Source organism: Cellulomonas sp. P1_G12_2 (assembly GCF_056405535.1).
Genome location: NZ_JBFUBX010000001.1, coordinates 721,336 through 736,274 on the forward strand (window position 1 = coordinate 721,336; position 14,939 = coordinate 736,274).

The 14,939-nt window shown below is 73.3% G+C and carries 14 protein-coding genes and 1 tRNA gene; 9 read left to right on the forward strand and 6 right to left on the reverse strand.

Annotated elements, in window-relative coordinates:
- The first annotated feature begins 38 nt into the window (after positions 1-38).
- Both cysS and rlmB read left to right on the forward strand, forming a co-directional pair.
- Complete coding sequence (gene cysS, locus AC1DXT_RS03515; RefSeq protein WP_477059972.1) at positions 39-1,484, forward strand: cysteine--tRNA ligase; 1,446 nt, start codon at positions 39-41, stop codon at positions 1,482-1,484.
- A gap of 43 nt (positions 1,485-1,527) precedes the next feature.
- Complete coding sequence (gene rlmB / locus AC1DXT_RS03520; protein WP_477059973.1) at positions 1,528-2,535, forward strand: 23S rRNA (guanosine(2251)-2'-O)-methyltransferase RlmB; 1,008 nt, start codon at positions 1,528-1,530, stop codon at positions 2,533-2,535.
- Positions 2,536-2,548: 13 nt separating this feature from the next.
- Here rlmB and AC1DXT_RS03525 read toward each other — a convergent pair whose 3' ends face one another.
- From AC1DXT_RS03525 to AC1DXT_RS03550, 6 genes are all read right to left on the reverse strand, one after another.
- Complete coding sequence (locus AC1DXT_RS03525) at positions 2,549-3,811, reverse strand: DUF4032 domain-containing protein (protein ID WP_477059974.1); 1,263 nt, start codon at positions 3,809-3,811, stop codon at positions 2,549-2,551.
- An 87-nt stretch (positions 3,812-3,898) separates the two neighbouring features.
- Entirely contained in the window at positions 3,899-5,026 is a 1,128-nt protein-coding gene (locus AC1DXT_RS03530) for an ABC transporter ATP-binding protein (RefSeq protein ID WP_421742140.1), read from the reverse strand.
- A 171-nt stretch (positions 5,027-5,197) separates the two neighbouring features.
- A complete protein-coding gene (locus AC1DXT_RS03535) occupies positions 5,198-6,688 on the reverse strand; it encodes an outer membrane protein assembly factor BamB family protein (RefSeq protein ID WP_477059975.1) in 1,491 nt (496 codons plus the stop codon).
- 3 nt (positions 6,689-6,691) lie between these two features.
- A complete protein-coding gene (locus AC1DXT_RS03540; protein ID WP_477059976.1) occupies positions 6,692-8,254 on the reverse strand; it encodes an outer membrane protein assembly factor BamB family protein in 1,563 nt (520 codons plus the stop codon).
- 54 nt (positions 8,255-8,308) lie between these two features.
- The gene (gene otsB / locus AC1DXT_RS03545) at positions 8,309-9,082 is read right to left on the reverse strand and encodes a trehalose-phosphatase (RefSeq protein WP_477059977.1); all 774 of its coding nucleotides are present in this window, start codon (positions 9,080-9,082) and stop codon (positions 8,309-8,311) included.
- Positions 9,075-10,523, reverse strand: a complete 1,449-nt coding sequence (locus tag AC1DXT_RS03550; protein ID WP_477059978.1) for an alpha,alpha-trehalose-phosphate synthase (UDP-forming) — start codon at positions 10,521-10,523, stop codon at positions 9,075-9,077. The genes otsB and AC1DXT_RS03550 overlap by 8 nt, the downstream gene beginning before the upstream one ends.
- 96 nt (positions 10,524-10,619) lie before the next feature.
- Between AC1DXT_RS03550 and AC1DXT_RS03555 the strand changes: the two genes are divergently transcribed.
- The 7 genes from AC1DXT_RS03555 to AC1DXT_RS03585 all read left to right on the forward strand — a co-directional run bounded on the left by AC1DXT_RS03555 (position 10,620) and on the right by AC1DXT_RS03585 (position 14,939).
- Positions 10,620-12,323: a serine/threonine-protein kinase gene (locus AC1DXT_RS03555; protein ID WP_477059979.1), complete on the forward strand. Its 1,704-nt coding sequence runs from the start codon at positions 10,620-10,622 to the stop codon at positions 12,321-12,323.
- 86 nt (positions 12,324-12,409) lie between these two features.
- The gene (locus AC1DXT_RS03560) at positions 12,410-12,580 is read left to right on the forward strand and encodes a hypothetical protein (RefSeq protein WP_156387817.1); all 171 of its coding nucleotides are present in this window, start codon (positions 12,410-12,412) and stop codon (positions 12,578-12,580) included.
- Positions 12,577-12,993: a hypothetical protein gene (locus AC1DXT_RS03565; protein ID WP_477059980.1), complete on the forward strand. Its 417-nt coding sequence runs from the start codon at positions 12,577-12,579 to the stop codon at positions 12,991-12,993. Before AC1DXT_RS03560 ends, AC1DXT_RS03565 begins: the two co-directional genes overlap by 4 nt.
- A 41-nt stretch (positions 12,994-13,034) precedes the next feature.
- Positions 13,035-13,532 (forward strand): hypothetical protein, encoded by a 498-nt coding sequence (locus AC1DXT_RS03570; RefSeq protein ID WP_477059981.1) that lies wholly within the window; start codon positions 13,035-13,037, stop codon positions 13,530-13,532.
- A 43-nt stretch (positions 13,533-13,575) separates the two neighbouring features.
- Complete coding sequence (locus AC1DXT_RS03575; protein ID WP_477059982.1) at positions 13,576-14,472, forward strand: DsbA family protein; 897 nt, start codon at positions 13,576-13,578, stop codon at positions 14,470-14,472.
- Positions 14,473-14,529: 57 nt separating this feature from the next.
- Positions 14,530-14,606 (forward strand) — tRNA-Thr (locus AC1DXT_RS03580).
- 63 nt (positions 14,607-14,669) lie between these two features.
- On the forward strand, positions 14,670-14,939 hold the full coding sequence (locus AC1DXT_RS03585; protein ID WP_477059983.1) for a hypothetical protein: 270 nt from the start codon (positions 14,670-14,672) through the stop codon (positions 14,937-14,939).

Below are 14,939 nucleotides of genomic sequence, written 5' to 3' on the forward strand. Positions count from 1 at the left end.
TGAAAGGCGCGGGGGTTCCGCGCCGGTAGCCTTGACCGGTGACCCTGCGCCTCTTCGACACCGCGACCCGGACGGTGCGTGACTTCGTCCCGCTCGTGCCGAACGAGGTGGGCATCTACCTGTGCGGGGCCACGGTGCAGGCGCCGCCGCACATCGGGCACCTGCGGTCGGCCATCGCGTTCGACGTGCTGGTCCGCTGGCTGCGCCGCACGGGGCACCGCGTGACGCTGGTGCGCAACGTGACGGACATCGACGACAAGATCCTGGCCAAGGCCGCCGACGCCGGTGAACCGTGGTGGGCGTGGGCGACCGAGAACGAGCGCGCGTTCAGCGCGGCCTACGACGCGCTCGGCGTGCTGCCCCCCAGCCACGAGCCCCGCGCCACCGGCCACGTGCCGGCGATGATCGAGCTCATGGACCGCCTGGTCGAGACCGGCCACGCCTACACGACCGGCCCGGGCGACGTGTGGTTCGACGTCCGCTCCTACCCGGAGTACGGCGCCCTGACCAACCAGCGCGTGGACGACATGGTCCCGGCGCCGGACGGCACCGTCGACGACACCGCCAAGCGCGACCCCCGTGACTTCGCCCTCTGGAAGGCCGCGAAGCCGGGTGAGCCGGAGACGGCCGCCTGGGACACCCCGTTCGGACGCGGTCGGCCCGGCTGGCACCTGGAGTGCTCCGCGATGGCGCAGCGCTACCTCGGCGACACCTTCGACATCCACGGCGGCGGTCTGGACCTGCGGTTCCCGCACCACGAGAACGAGCAGGCCCAGTCCCGCGCGGCCGGCTACGGGTTCGCGCAGTACTGGCTGCACAACGGCTGGGTCACGCAGGGCGGCTCCAAGATGAGCAAGTCGCTCGGCAACGGGCTGCTGGTCACCGTCGTGCTGGCCAAGGAGCGGGCGGCCGTGCTGCGGTACGCGATGACCGCCGTGCAGTACAGCTCGATGCTCGAGTGGACCGACGACACCCTGCGCGAGGCCGAGGCCACCTGGGACCGGCTGGCGGGCTTCGTCGAGCGTGCCGCCGAGAAGGTCGGGGTGGCCGACGACGCCGAGGTGGCCGCGGTCGCCCTGCCCGACGAGTTCGTGGCGGCCATGAACGACGACCTCAACGTGCCGGCCGCGCTCGCGGTGGTGCACGAGCACCTGCGGACCGGCAACTCCGCCCTCGCGCGCGGTGACCTGAGCGAGTCCCGCGACGCGATGGTCGTGCTGCGCGCGATGCTCGACGTGCTCGGCCTCGACCCGGGCGGCAGCCAGTGGCGCGCCCACGGCAGCGACGCCCGGTACGCCCGCGCGCTCGAGGCGGTCGTCGCCGCCGAGCTGGAGGCCCGCGCGCAGGCCCGCGCCGCCCGCGACTTCGCCACGTCCGACGCCATCCGGGACCGCCTCGCCGCGGCCGGCATCGTGGTCGAGGACTCGTCTTCCGGAGCGCGCTGGTCACTCGCCGCGCGCACCGACACAGCAGAGGAGAGCTGAGCCCTCCGGGGCCCCGGCTCGACCACCGAATGGAGAACTGAACATGGCTGGAAACTCCGAGCGTCGGGGGGCTGTCCGCAAGGGCAGCTCCAAGAAGGTCGCGAGCGCGGGCACGGGCGGCAAGAACCGGCGCTCGCTCGAAGGCCGCGGCCCGACGCCGAAGGCCGAGGACCGCGAGTACCACCCCGCGCACAAGGCGAAGCTCGCCGCCGAGCGGCGCGCGGTCGCGGGCACCCGCGGCACGTCCGGTCGCCAGTCGGCCGGGGCGAGCCGCAGCGCTGCCGGGTCCAAGGGCGGTCGCAAGAGCTCGACGCACGAGATCGTCTCCGGACGGAACTCGGTGGTCGAGGCCCTGCGCGCCGGCATCCCGGTGTCCACGGTCTACATCGCCTCGCGGCTCGAGGCCGACGACCGCACCCGCGAGATCATCAGCGCCGCGGGCAACTCGAACTACCCGCTCCTCGAGGTCAGCCGCGCCGAGCTGGACCGCCTGACCGACGGCTCGGTCCACCAGGGTGTCGCCATCCAGGTGCCGCCGTACGCCTACGCGGACGACGACGACCTCCTGGACGCCGCCGCGGAGTCGGACCGTCCGGCGCTCATCGTCGCGCTCGACGGCGTCACCGACCCGCGCAACCTCGGCGCAGTGCTCCGGTCCGCCGGGGCGTTCGGCGCCCACGGCGTCCTCGTGCCCGAGCGGCGCGCGGCCGGCGTCACCGCGTCGGCGTGGAAGGTCTCCGCGGGCGCGGCCGCGCGCGTGCCGGTCGCCCGGGTGACCAACCTGGTGCGCACCCTGCAGAGCCTGAAGTCGGCGGGCGTGTTCGTCGTCGGCCTGGACGGCGGCGGCGACGTGTCGATCACCGACCTGCCCTACGCCACCGACCCGCTCGTGCTCGTCGTCGGCTCCGAGGGCAAGGGCCTGTCGCGCCTGGTCCGCGAGCAGTGCGACGCCATCGCGTCCATCCCGATCACGTCGGCCGTCGAGTCGCTCAACGCCGGCGTCGCCGCGGGCATCGCCCTGTTCGAGGTGTCCCGCCAGCGCGCCGTCTAGGTGAGGGGACGCGTCAGCCGATGAGCTGGTCGCCCTCCGGGATCTCGCCGGGCTGCACGCCGAGGATCGCCTGCTCGTCGGGGCGCGTCGGCAGGATGTTCTTCACGTAGCTCTTCGCCGCGTTCTTCATCGCCACGTCCCGGCCCTGCTGCTCCGACAGGTACCAGCGGTGGTCGAGCAGCTCGTGGTAGATCTGCGCGGGCTCCAGCTTGCCGCGCAGGTCCCGCGGCACGCTGCGGACGGCCGGCTCGAAGATCTCGGTCAGCCAGTCGTGCGCGACGAACGACTCGTCGTCCCGCTGGCGGTCCGTCGCGGCGCGGAACTCGTCGAGGTCGTTGAGCAGGCGGCGCGCCTGGTTCTCCTGCACGTCGAGGCCGGTGAGCCGCATGAGCCGGCGGGAGTGGTGCCCGGCGTCGACGACCTTGGGCTGGATGCGCACGCTGGTGCCGTCGACGTCCGTGGTGATGTCGAGCTCGCCGACGTCGAAGCCGAGGTCGTTGAGCCGGTCGATGCGGGCCTGCACACGCCAGCGGTCGCCGAACGTGAAGGACTCCGACTCGGTCAGGGCGCGCCAGAGCTCGCCGTACCGCTCGGCCAGGGCGTCCCCGATGGCCACGGCGTCGACGTCCTCCTCGAGGAACTCGCCGGCCTGCAGGTCCATGAGCTCGCCGATGATGTTCACGCGGGCGACCTCGAGGTCGTAGCCGCGCTGCCCGTCGGACAGCTTGTCGTGCAGGTCGCCCGTCTCGGCGTCCACCAGGTACGCGGCGAACGTCTCGGCGTCGCGGCGGAACAGGGTGTTCGACAGTGACACGTCGCCCCAGTAGAAGCCGACCAGGTGCAGCCGGACCAGGAGCACGGCGAGCGCGTCGATGAGCCGCGTGGCGGTGTCGGGGCGCAGGGACTGGCTGAACAGCGCGCGGTACGGGAGCGAGAACGACAGGTGCTTGGTGATCAGCACCGCCTCGAGCCGCTCGCCGTTGACGTCGCTGCGTCCGGTGATGACCCCGACGGGCTCGACGCTCGGGACGTCCAGGCGGCGCAGCTGGCGCAGCAGCTCGTACTCGCGGTACGCCACGGTCTCGCCGATCTCCTTGACCGCGACCACGCGGCCGGACATCTTGGCGAACCGCACGATGTGCCGGGAGATGCCGCGGGGCAGGGCGGCGAGCGTCTCGGCCGGCCACTCCTCCAGCGGGATGTGCCACGGCAGGTCGAGGAGGGCGGGGTCGGGCGAGGCCGCGGTGATCTGCAGGCGCTGCGGCGTCGGGCTCATGGGCCGATCCTCTCAGAGAACCCCGACAGGGAAACGACAGGGCGGCCCCGGCCGAAGCCGGGACCGCCCTGACGGGGACTGCTCAGGTCAGACGGCGATCCGCTCGCCCGAACCTGCGTGGAACAGGTGGGTCTCGCCCTCGCGGATGCGGATGTAGATCGTCTGGCCCTTGGCGGGGACCTCGCGGGGGTCGACACGGACGATGACCTGCGCGTCGCCGGCACCGGAGTGCACCGCGTCCGCGCGGCCGAACTCGTTGGTGAGCGAGCCGTAGACGAACGCGTCGGAGCCGAGCTCCTCGACGATGTTCACGATGACCGGGATGCCGTCCGGCGTGCCCTCGGGCACGACGTCGAGCGACTCGGGACGGAAACCGACGGTGACGTGGTTCTTGTCGTCCTCGGTGAACTGGCCGATGACCGAGCGCTGCACGGCGACGCGGGCGCGGCCCAGGTTGGCGACGCCGTCGAGCACGGGGAACGTGCCGATGTTCATGGCCGGCGAGCCGATGAAGCCGGCGACGAACACGTTGGCCGGGGTGTCGTACATGTCGCGCGGCGTGCCGACCTGCTGCAGGAGGCCGTCCTTGAGGACCGCGATGCGGTCACCCATGGTCAGGGCCTCGGTCTGGTCGTGCGTGACGTAGACGGTGGTGACACCGAGACGACGCTGCAGCGACGCGATCTGCGTACGGGTCTGGACGCGGAGCTTGGCGTCGAGGTTCGACAGCGGCTCGTCCATGAGGAACACCTGGGGCGAACGCACGATGGCGCGGCCCATGGCGACGCGCTGACGCTGGCCACCCGAGAGGGCCTTCGGCTTGCGGTCGAGGTACTGGGACAGGTCGAGGATCTTGGCAGCCTCCTCGACGCGCTGACGGATCTCCGCCTTCGGGGTGCCGGCGATCTTGAGCGCGAAGCCCATGTTGTCGGCGACCGTCATGTGCGGGTACAGCGCGTAGTTCTGGAAGACCATCGCGATGTCGCGGTCCTTCGGCTGGACGTCCGTGACGTCGCGGTCGCCGATGAGGATGCGGCCCGAGTTGACGTCCTCGAGGCCCGCGAGCATGCGGAGCGACGTGGACTTGCCACAACCGGAGGGGCCGACGAGGACGAGGAACTCGCCGTCCTCGATGTGGAGGTCGAGCGAGTCGACAGCGGGGCGCTCAGTGCCCGGGTAGACCCGGGAGGCCTTGTCGAAAGTGACCGTTGCCATGGCTGATCAATCCCTTCACCGGCAGGTACGTGCCGGACGATCCGTAGTGAAGAGTGTCAAGAGTGTCCTCGATGACACGGGCACCGGAAGGAGGGTTGTCCTGCGGTGACCCGGGGTCATCATGCCATACCGGTGTGGACGGTCCACACCCGGAAGTGACACGCACCACGTTCAGCCCAGCACGATCCCCGACCCGTCGCGGAACCGGACCAGCAGCCGGCCGGCGTAGTCGGTGACCTCGTCGATACCCTCCGGATCGCCGGCGGTCAGCCGGGTCAGGTCGACGCTCCGAGCGCGGCGACCGTCGGTGAGCGCGAGCCCGAGCAGCGTGCGGTCGGGGGTGACGACGACCACCAGGGACCCGTCCGTGCCCAGGTAGGCCGGCACGGCGCCCACCGGTACGGACCACCGGACCTCGCCGGTGCGGGCGTCGCGCGCGACGACGTCGGCACCCTCCGCGGTGTGCACGACGCCGTCGACGAGCAGCGGGTCGCCCCGGACGCCCTCGGCGCGCCAGAGCTCGTCGCCCGTGCGGGCGTCGCGGGCCACGAGGGCGACGCCGTCCCAGCCGCCGTCGCCCCCGGTGAGCAGGACGACCCCGGGCGCGGTGCCGTCGTCCACGGACAGCCGGGCGGGCAGCTCGCCCACCGCGACGCGTGCCCCCGCAGCGGTGACCAGAACGCCCGCGGGCACCGCGAAGTTCTGCCAGGGCATCCACACGAGCGTGCCGGAGCGTCCCAGCTCCGCCCAACCGTCCGTCGCGACCGTGACGTCGCCCCGAGGCGACCCGTCGGCGCCGAACAGCCAGGCGTGCCCGCTGTCGGTCAGGAGCACCCGGTCGTCGTCCGCGGCGAGGGCCGGCTCGGAGGGGAACACGTCGTCGCCGATCCGGACCTCGTGGACCTGCGGCACCACGGGCGTGCTGCGCCGCCACAGCACCGACCCCGTGGTGGGGTCCGTCGCGGTGAGCGTCCAGCGCACCCCACCACGACCGTCCTGCGCGGGCGTCGCGCGCACCAGCTGCGAGGCCGTCGTCGACCACAACGAGCCGGGCGGGACCGTCGGGGTGGCGAGCACCGTGCCGGCGACGGGGTCCAGCACCATCAGCGGGGTCACGGCGCCGCCGGACGCGACGGGGGAGACCTCGGCCGCGCAGACCGCCAGCGGCCCGTCGCCCGACCGCACCGTGGTGCACCGCACCCACACCGACGGGAACTCGGAGCGACCTCCCGGCGGCAGTGCGGCGTCGAGCGGGAACGGCACGGACCACCGCCGGTCGCCGGTGGCGGGGTCGATGCCGCGCAGGTCCACCCCGCCCGCACGGTAGTCGGCGCCGACCACCCAGCCGCCCGCGCTGTCGCCGGCGACGAGGGAGCCGACGGCGGGTGTCCACGGCCACAGCACGCCCGGTAGGTCCGCGAGGGGGCGCAGGACGCCGGGCACGTCGGCGAGGTACCGCAGCCGTGCGCGCTCGCGGGCGTCGAGCCACGACTGCACACCGAGCAGGACCAGCACGAGGGCGACGACCGAGGCGGTCACCCGGCCCGCGTGCCGCCGCGCCCGGGAGCGGACCCGCGGCGTGCGGGTCTCGTCGTCACGGTCACGGTGCTCGTCGCGCTCCTCGAGCTCGACTCGCGCGAGATGCCCGACCGGCGCGCTCATCGCTCACCCGAGGACGGCGACCGAGCCGCTGTCCATCCACACGTACAGGCGCGGGTCGTGCCAGCCCGACCGGAAGCCCTGCACGAAGACGGTCGACCGGTCCCCGGCCACCTCCTCGGACAGGTCGGTGCTCCACGCCAGCTCCCCGTCGCGCAGCGAGTAGGCCTCCAGCGTGACGCCGAGCCCGGGGACCAGCAGGTACGTGCCGTCGGTCGACAGCTGGTGCGCCAGGCGCTCGAGCGGGGTCCGCCACAGCACCGCGCCGGTCGTGGCGTCGAGCGCGCGCAGGGAGTCGCTGGTGGCCACGTAGAGCGTCCCGTCCAGCATCAGGGCGGCGACGATGGTCCCGGTCAGGTGCCAGAGGCGCTCGCCCGTGCGAGCGGAGCGGCCGCTGAGCCCGTCGGTGCCGCGCCCGCCCTCGCCGACCGTGAGCACCACGCCCGGCGCGGAGCCGTCGTCGACCGCGAGCCAGCCGGCGGCCTCGTCGACGGGGATCTCGGTCCCGTCCTCCAGCAGCAGGGTGCCCTGGTACAGGTCCGACGACGTCCAGGTGCTCTTGATGAACACGCCCGCCCGAGCGGGCTGCAGCCACGACGCCGGCTCGAGCGGCACGTCCTGCACCAGCTCCCCGTCGGTGGTCAGGACCCAGGCGTGGTTGTCGACGCCCACCACGATCCGGTCGTCGTAGGTCTGCAGGGAGGCTGCGATCGTCCCGGACAGGCCTTCCGGGCCGTCGTCCCGGCTGACGAGCTCGGTCGGTGGGGAGGCCCAGGTCCAGCGGGTGTCGCCGCTGACGAGGTCGGTGGCCGTGACCGACCAGCGCACCGCGTCGGCGTCGTCGGTCACCCGCTCGGCGAGCAGCATCGCGTCGTCCGTGAACGCGAGCCCCGAGCCGCCGTCCACCACGCGCTCGGCCAGCAGCCTGCCGTCGTCCGGGTCGAGGATCCAGACCGAGGACGGGGGGATCCCCTGGACGTCCTCGCCGTACTGCTGCGAGACGCACGCGGCCAGGTGCGCGCCCCCGTGGCGGATCGCGCTGCAGGAGATCCAGAGCTCGGGCGAAGAGCTCGTGGGCGTCGGCTGGGGCGTGGGCAGGTCCACCGGGGTTGCCCAGGCGACGACCCCGGTGTCCGGGTCGAGCCCGACGATCGAGGGGGCGCCGTCGGCGGCCTGGATCCCGCCGACGAGCACGCCGTCGACCATCGCACCCGACTGCAGAGCGGCTGCCAGCTGGGGGTCGGCACGCCAGATCACGCCGATCGACGCGTCGGCCGGCGGCACGACGCCGGGGATGGCCGCGAGCGCGGCGAGGCGTGCGGACTCGCGACGGTCGATGACGAGCTGGGTGACCAGGAGCGTCGCGGCGAGGACCGCGGCGGTCGGCACGAGCGACCGGGCGTGGCGGCGCAGCCAGGTCCGGGCGGCGAGCACGTCGTCGGGCCGCTCCACGGGGGCAGCGTCGTCGAGCGCGACGGCCACGCGCCGCCCCGGCACCCCGGCCGTGGACGACCGCACGGGCTCGTCCACGGTCTCGACGAGCTCGACCTGGTGCATCCGGCCGGGCATGTTCCGCACGCTACGCCTCGGTCGTACGACCGACCACAGGCCGTCGGCGGCGGCTCAGAGCCCGTCGGCAAGCACCGCGAGCGCGGCCACCAGCTCGTCCGGGCCGTCGACGCGGAAGCGCGCCGCCGTCTGTCCGAGACCCACCTTCACGGTCAGGTCGTCGTCGCGGAGCGCCTCGAAGGCGTGCTCGTCGGTGACGTCGTCGCCGGCGTACAGGACCACCGGTGCGCCGAGCTCGTCGCGCAGCGCGGTGAGGGCCTCGCCCTTGCTCGCCCGCAGCACGGAGATCTCGACGACGTCCTTGCCGTGCAGGACCCCGGAGCCGAGCCGCTCCCCGAGCGCGATCGCCTCCTCCTCGGCCGGGCGGGCCACCGAGTCCTCCGCGAGCCGGGTGTGCACGACGACCGCGGTCGGCTTCGTCTCGACCCAGACGCCGTCCCGCCCGCGAGTGATCCGTGCCGCCTCCGCACCCAGCGACGCCAGCCGGTCCGCCTGCTCGTCGGTCAGCCGGACGACGTCGCGGTCGAGGCCGAACGTCGTCACGCGCGCCCGCTCCGCGCCGTGGCTGCCGATGAGGAACGTCCCGGGCGGCACCTGGGCCAGCGTGTGCAGGTCGTGCATGGCGCGGCCGGACACCAGCGCGAGCGCCACGCCGGGCGTCCCGGCCAGCCGTTCGAGCGCGTCGACGCCGTCGGGTAGGATCCGGGACGCGGACGGGTCGTCCTGCAGCGGGGCCAGCGTGCCGTCGAAGTCGAGGGCGACCAGCAGCGGGCGTCGCGTCGGGTCCGTCGCCACGGCGCCGAGCGCGGCCGCGAGGTCCTCAGCCACGGCTGGCTCGCACGGGCACCGCGTTCAGGGCGGCCAGGAAGTCCTCGGACCAGGCCACCACGTCGTGCCCGAGCACGCGGCGTCGCAGCCGACGCATCCGCTTGCGGGACTCGCGGCCGTCCATGTGGACGGCGTACGTGATCGCGTCCTTCATCCCGTCGATGTCGTGCGGGTTCACCAGCACCGCTCCTGTCAGCTCGTCGGCGGCGCCCGTGAACTCGGAGAGCACCAGCGCGCCGCGGTCGTCGGACCGGGCGGCGACGTACTCCTTGGCGACCAGGTTCATGCCGTCGCGCAGCGCGGTGACCAGCATGACGTCGGCCGCCAGGTACAGCGCCGCCATCTCCTCCATGGGGAAGGACTGGTGCAGGTACTGCACCGGGGCGTGGCCCACCTGGCCGTAGTCGCCGTTGATGCGACCGACCAGCAGCTCCACGTCGTCGCGCAGGGTCTGGTACGCGCCGACGTTCTCGCGGCTCGGGCTGGCCACCTGCACGAGCGTGGTGCTCTGCGGGGACAGGCGCTCCTCGGAGAGGAGCTCCCCGTAGGCCTTGATCCGGTGCCGGATGCCCTTGGTGTAGTCGAGCCGGTCGACGCCCAGCAGCAGGTACTCGGGGTCGCCCAGCTCGCGGCGGATCTGCAGCGCGCGCTCGCGGACGGCGTCGGTGCGCGCCAGCTCGTCGAAGGCGTGCGAGTCGATCGAGATGGGGAACGCGGCTGCGCGCACGTGCCGACCCGGTCCCGTGTGCCCGTCGGGCTCCGCCAGCGTGACCATCTGCCCACGCGTCGTGAGGTCCGTGAGCCGACGCACGGTGCGGACGAAGTTCGCGGCGTCACCGGCCCGCTGGAAGCCCACGAGGTCCGCCCCGAGCAGCCCCTCGATCACCTGCACGCGCCACGGCAGCTGCGCGAAGAGCTCCAGGGGCGGGAACGGGATGTGGTGGAAGTACCCGATGCGCAGGTCCGGCCGCAGCGCCCGCAACAGCTGGGGGACCAGCTGCAGCTGGTAGTCGTGCACCCAGACCGTGGCGCCCTCGGCCGCCTGGGCGGCGGCGGCCTGCGCGAAGCGCTGGTTGACCTTCTGGTAGGAGTCCCACCACTGCCGGTGGAACGCCGGCGGCTCGATGACGTCGTGGTACAGCGGCCACAGGGTGTCGTTGGAGAAGCCCTCGTAGAACTTCTCCAGGTCGTCCTCGGTGAGCACCACCGGGATCAGCTCGGTGCCGTCGACGTCGAACGGCTCGAGCTCCAGGTCGGGTGACCCGCCCCAGCCCACCCAGGCGCCGGACGTGCTCGCCATCACGGGAGCGAGAGCGGTKACCAGGCCTCCGGGGGAGCGCGTCCAGGTGGGTTCGCCGTCGTCGTCGAGGCTCACGTCCACGGGCAGCCGGTTCGCGACGACGACGAAGTCGTAGCCGTGCGCGGGCGCGTCGGTAGGCACCAGATCAACTCCTCGGGTCTGCGACCGACCCTATCTGTGCTGGTCGGACCGCGCGTTGCCGGGCGGGGTGCCGAGGGCTCCGGCTACGGTGCGGGGATGGAGCGGATGGGGCTGGAGCCCGGGACGGAGATCGGCGGATACACCGTCGTCGCCCCGCTGGGCTCGGGCGGCATGGGGACGGTCTACCGCGCGGTCGACGGCGGCGGCGACGCGGTCGCGCTCAAGATGCTGCACCCGCACATCGGGTCCGACGCGGTCGCGCGGGACCGGCTGCGCCGCGAGGTGCACGCGCTGCAGAAGCTCCGGCACCCGGGCGTCGCCGCGATCCTCGACGCGGAGGCCGACTCGACCGAGGCGTTCCTGGTCACCGAGCTGGTGGCCGGCGACAACCTCGAGGAGCACGTGCGCGAGCGCGGCCCGCTGGACGCCGAGCAGCTGCTGGACCTGGCCGAGGGGCTGCGCGACGCCCTCGTGGCGGTGCACGGCGCGGGCGTGCTGCACCGCGACCTCAAGCCCTCGAACGTGATCGTCGGGGACGACGGGCCGGTGCTCATCGACTTCGGCATCGCGCAGGCCGCCGACGACTCCAAGCTCACCGCCGAGGGCATGGTCCTGGGCACGCCGGGCTACCTCGCACCCGAGCTGCTCGACGGCGACGAGCCGGACGAGACCTCCGACTTCTGGGGCTGGGCGGCGATCCTGGCGTTCGCGGCCACCGGTCGGGACCCGTTCGGCACCCGCCCGTTGGAGGCCGTCCTGGCGCGGGCGCGCTCGGGGGACGTCGACCTCGCCGGGCTGGGGCCGCTGACCACCTCCGCGCTCCGGCGCGCGCTCGCCCCGGCCGTGGCCGACCGCACGTCCCCGGACGACGTGGTCGCCGCGCTCACGGTGGTCGTCGCGGAGGGCGAGACGATCGCCGACGACACCGACACCGCGATGCTCGTCGCCGACGACCTCGTCGGTACCACCGTCCTCGCGGCCGAGCCCGCCACCGTGGCCGTCGCCGCCAGCACCCTCCCCCCCGCGATCGCGAACGACGGACGCACCCGCGCGTTCGACCCGACCGACCTCGCGCCCGTCGGGGCCGACGGGGAGTGGGAGGCGGACCCGGACGATCCCGACGGGGTCGACTGGATCAACGACGACCTCGACGCGTCCGAGGAGCCTCAACCCGAGGGCTCGGGCTACGAACGACCGCCCGCCCGTCGTCGGTGGGGCACGCTCCTGGCGGCCGCGCTGCTGCTGGGCTCGGCCGGCGCCCTGTACCCGGGCGTGACGCTCATCGTGTTCGCGGTGCTGGTGGTGGTCGTGCGGACCGCCGGGTCCACCGTCGAGGCCATGTACGGGCGCCGGGAGCGCGCCGGGGTGCGCCGCTCCGACCGGGCCGTCGCCGCGGCCACCGTGCCGTGGCACCTGCTGCGCTCGCTCGTCGGGCTGATCCCGTCGCTCGTGGTCGGGGCCAGCGTCGTCGTCATCCTGCTCGGCCTGTCCTGGTGGCTCATCGGCGACGGCCGCTGGGTGATCGGCGACTCGCCGTCCGGGCAGGAGCCCCAGGGCCTGACGGCGGCGATCCTCGTCGGCTCGATCGTCCTGGTCGGCGCGGCCGTCGTCTGGTGGGGTCCGCTGTCGCTGATGACCCGCATCGGTGCCCGCCGGGTGCTCGCCGTCGTGGCGCCGGGCCGCACCGGCGCGCTCGTCGCGACCGTGGTCCTGCTGGCGGCCTCCGCGGTCTTCCTCGCCCAGATCTTCAGCGGCAGCACGATCACCTGGGCCCCGCTGCCCACCCCCGTCCTGCCCTGAGCCGTCTCGCCATGCGGGACCCTTCTGGCGCGCCGTCGCGTCACCCTCTTGGGTGAAGGCTCGATGGACCGGGGAGGAACGCAGGCATGTCGCTGGAGGCAGAGGTCGACGTCGTCACAGGGCGCCGCAGCAACGGCGACCTGGTCCGGTTCGACCACCGGACAGGATCGCTCGGCGTCTACCGGGGCGACGTGATCGTGGCGTACTTCCGACCCGACGAGGGCTACGAGTACTTCCTGCGCGAGATCGCCAAGTGACCGCGTTCGACGACGCCTTCACCGCGGTCGTCCGGGCTCGTGGCGTGTGGCGCGACGACACCCCGGCCGCGGTCCTCGAACGCTGGTCGAGCTTCGTCGCCGAGTGCGAGCACGGATACCGGGGCGACGAGTTCGCCTACGCCAACGAGGCGATGTCCCGCACCACGCTCCAGGCGGCGCTGACCGACCCGTCGCTGGCCGACCGTCCGGAGCTGGCACTCCTGCGGCGCCGGGTCGAGGCGGTCGACGCCCGGTTCCGCCCGCTCCTGGTCGAGCACGCGTTCCCGCGGATCGACCCCGACGAGTGGTGGCTGCGGGGGATCGTGCGGCGGGCCGGTGGGCGGCTGGCGCAGGACTGGAAGCGGTCGTTCGGGTTCGACATCGAGGTGGTCCGACGGCCGCGTCCGTCCTGACGAGGCCCGGATACCCAGCCGAGCCCCCTACGCTGTGCCGCATGATCGCGCGTCGAGGGCCGCACCGGGCCCTCGCGCGCCTGTCCCTCGTGGGCGCGCTCGCGTTCGCCGGGCTGGCCGCCGCGGTCGCCGCCGAGGGCCGGGTGCTGCTGCACGACTGCGTGAGCGCCGGGGGAGTCCTCGGCCCGCTCGGGCTGCGCCTGTCGGTGCTCCGCGACGCCGCGGACTGCCCGGACGGCGCCTACGGCCTGGGCGCGATGTCGCAGGGTGCCGTCGTGCTGCTCAGCGTGGCCGTGCCCGTCGCGGCCCTGTACCTCCTGCTCACGGTGTGCGGCGTCGGGCTGTCCGCCCTGCTGGTCCGCGCGGCCCGGCAGGTCCGCCGGCTCGTCGGCCGTGCCCTGCGGGGCGGGCTGCGCGGCGCTCGACCCCTCCCCGTGGCAGCGCGGGTCCGCTCCGTGCTCCAGCCCGTGGTCCCGGCGTGGACCGACCGGGTGCTCGTCGGCAGCATCGCCAGGCGGGGTCCTCCCGCGGTGGCCTGACCCCACCCGCCCGCTGTCACCCCCCGTCCCACCAGGAGCACCCATGCCCACCAACGAGCCCCGTCCCACCAAGGCGGTGCGGCGCGACGAAGCCCGCGCCAAGGCCGCCCAGATGCGCAAGGAGCAGGAGCGCAAGGCCAAGCGGAACCGGATCCTCGCGATCACCGGTCTCGCGGTCGCCGTCGTCGCGCTCGTCGCCGTCGCGTTCACGATCGTCAACCAGAACAAGGCCAACGAGGCCGCCAACTCCGACGTCGTCTACGGCCAGGGTGCCGAGAACGTCGTCGCACCCCTGCTGGCCGACGTGACCTCCCCGGCTCCCGCCAACGACAAGGGCGGCATCCCGGTCAGCGCCGACGGCGTCGGCTCGGTCGGCGACGGCGACGTCGACCTGACCATCTACTTCGACTACATGTGCCCCTACTGCGGCCAGTTCGACGCCACCAACGCGGCTGACCTGGACGCGATGATCGAGGAGGGCGGCGTGACCGTCACGTACCACCCGATCTCGATCCTCGACCGGCTGTCCGCGGGCAGCTCGTACTCGACCCGCACGGCCAACGCGACGGCGATCGTGGCGGACCAGGCCCCCGAGCAGCTCACCGCGTTCGTCACGGCGCTCTTCGAGGACCAGCCGGCGGAGGGCACCTCGGGTCGCACCGACGCCGAGATCGCCGAGGTCGCGGAGTCGGTCGGTGTCCCGGCGGAGGTCACCGCGACGTTCACCGACACGGAGGACGGCACGTTCGCCACCCAGGACGAGGACGCCGTCGAGGGCACGTGGCGGACGTTCGCCCCGTGGGTCGCGGCCGCGACCAACCAGGCCGGCATCGACCTGCCGAAGCTCTCGACGCCGGCCGTGCTCATCAACGGCACGGACTTCAGCGGGTGGCAGACGCCCGGTGCGCTCAAGCAGGCGGTCGAGGCCGCCAAGTCCTGACCTTTCGGATCACCGGGCGCTCCTCACGGGGAGCGCCCGGTTATCCTGGGCCCGCCCGCCTCCTTAGCTCAGTCGGCCAGAGCACCTGTCTTGTAAACAGGGGGTCATCGGTTCGAATCCGATAGGGGGCTCCATCGCCACGCCGCGGTCGTCCCGCGGTCTCCGGCTGTTCACCTGCACCGAGCAGCATCGTCCCCATGCGCGCGGAACGAGGACGGTCCACCTCCCGGTCGATGTCGATCGCCGAGCCGGTCTACGTGGTCGAGTTCGGGACGGGCAGGGACGACAGCGAGCAGTGGCGGCTGATGGACGCCGAGGACGTCGACGACGTCGTCGACTGGGCGCGACGCCGGCAGCAGGGCCGCGTCCTGTCCGTGAGCGTCGAGCACCACGACGAGTACGGGACCTCGGTGCTGCGTCTGCTCGGGCCGGCGCGTGCCGTGGGCGGGTCCCTCCGGTCGGCGTGA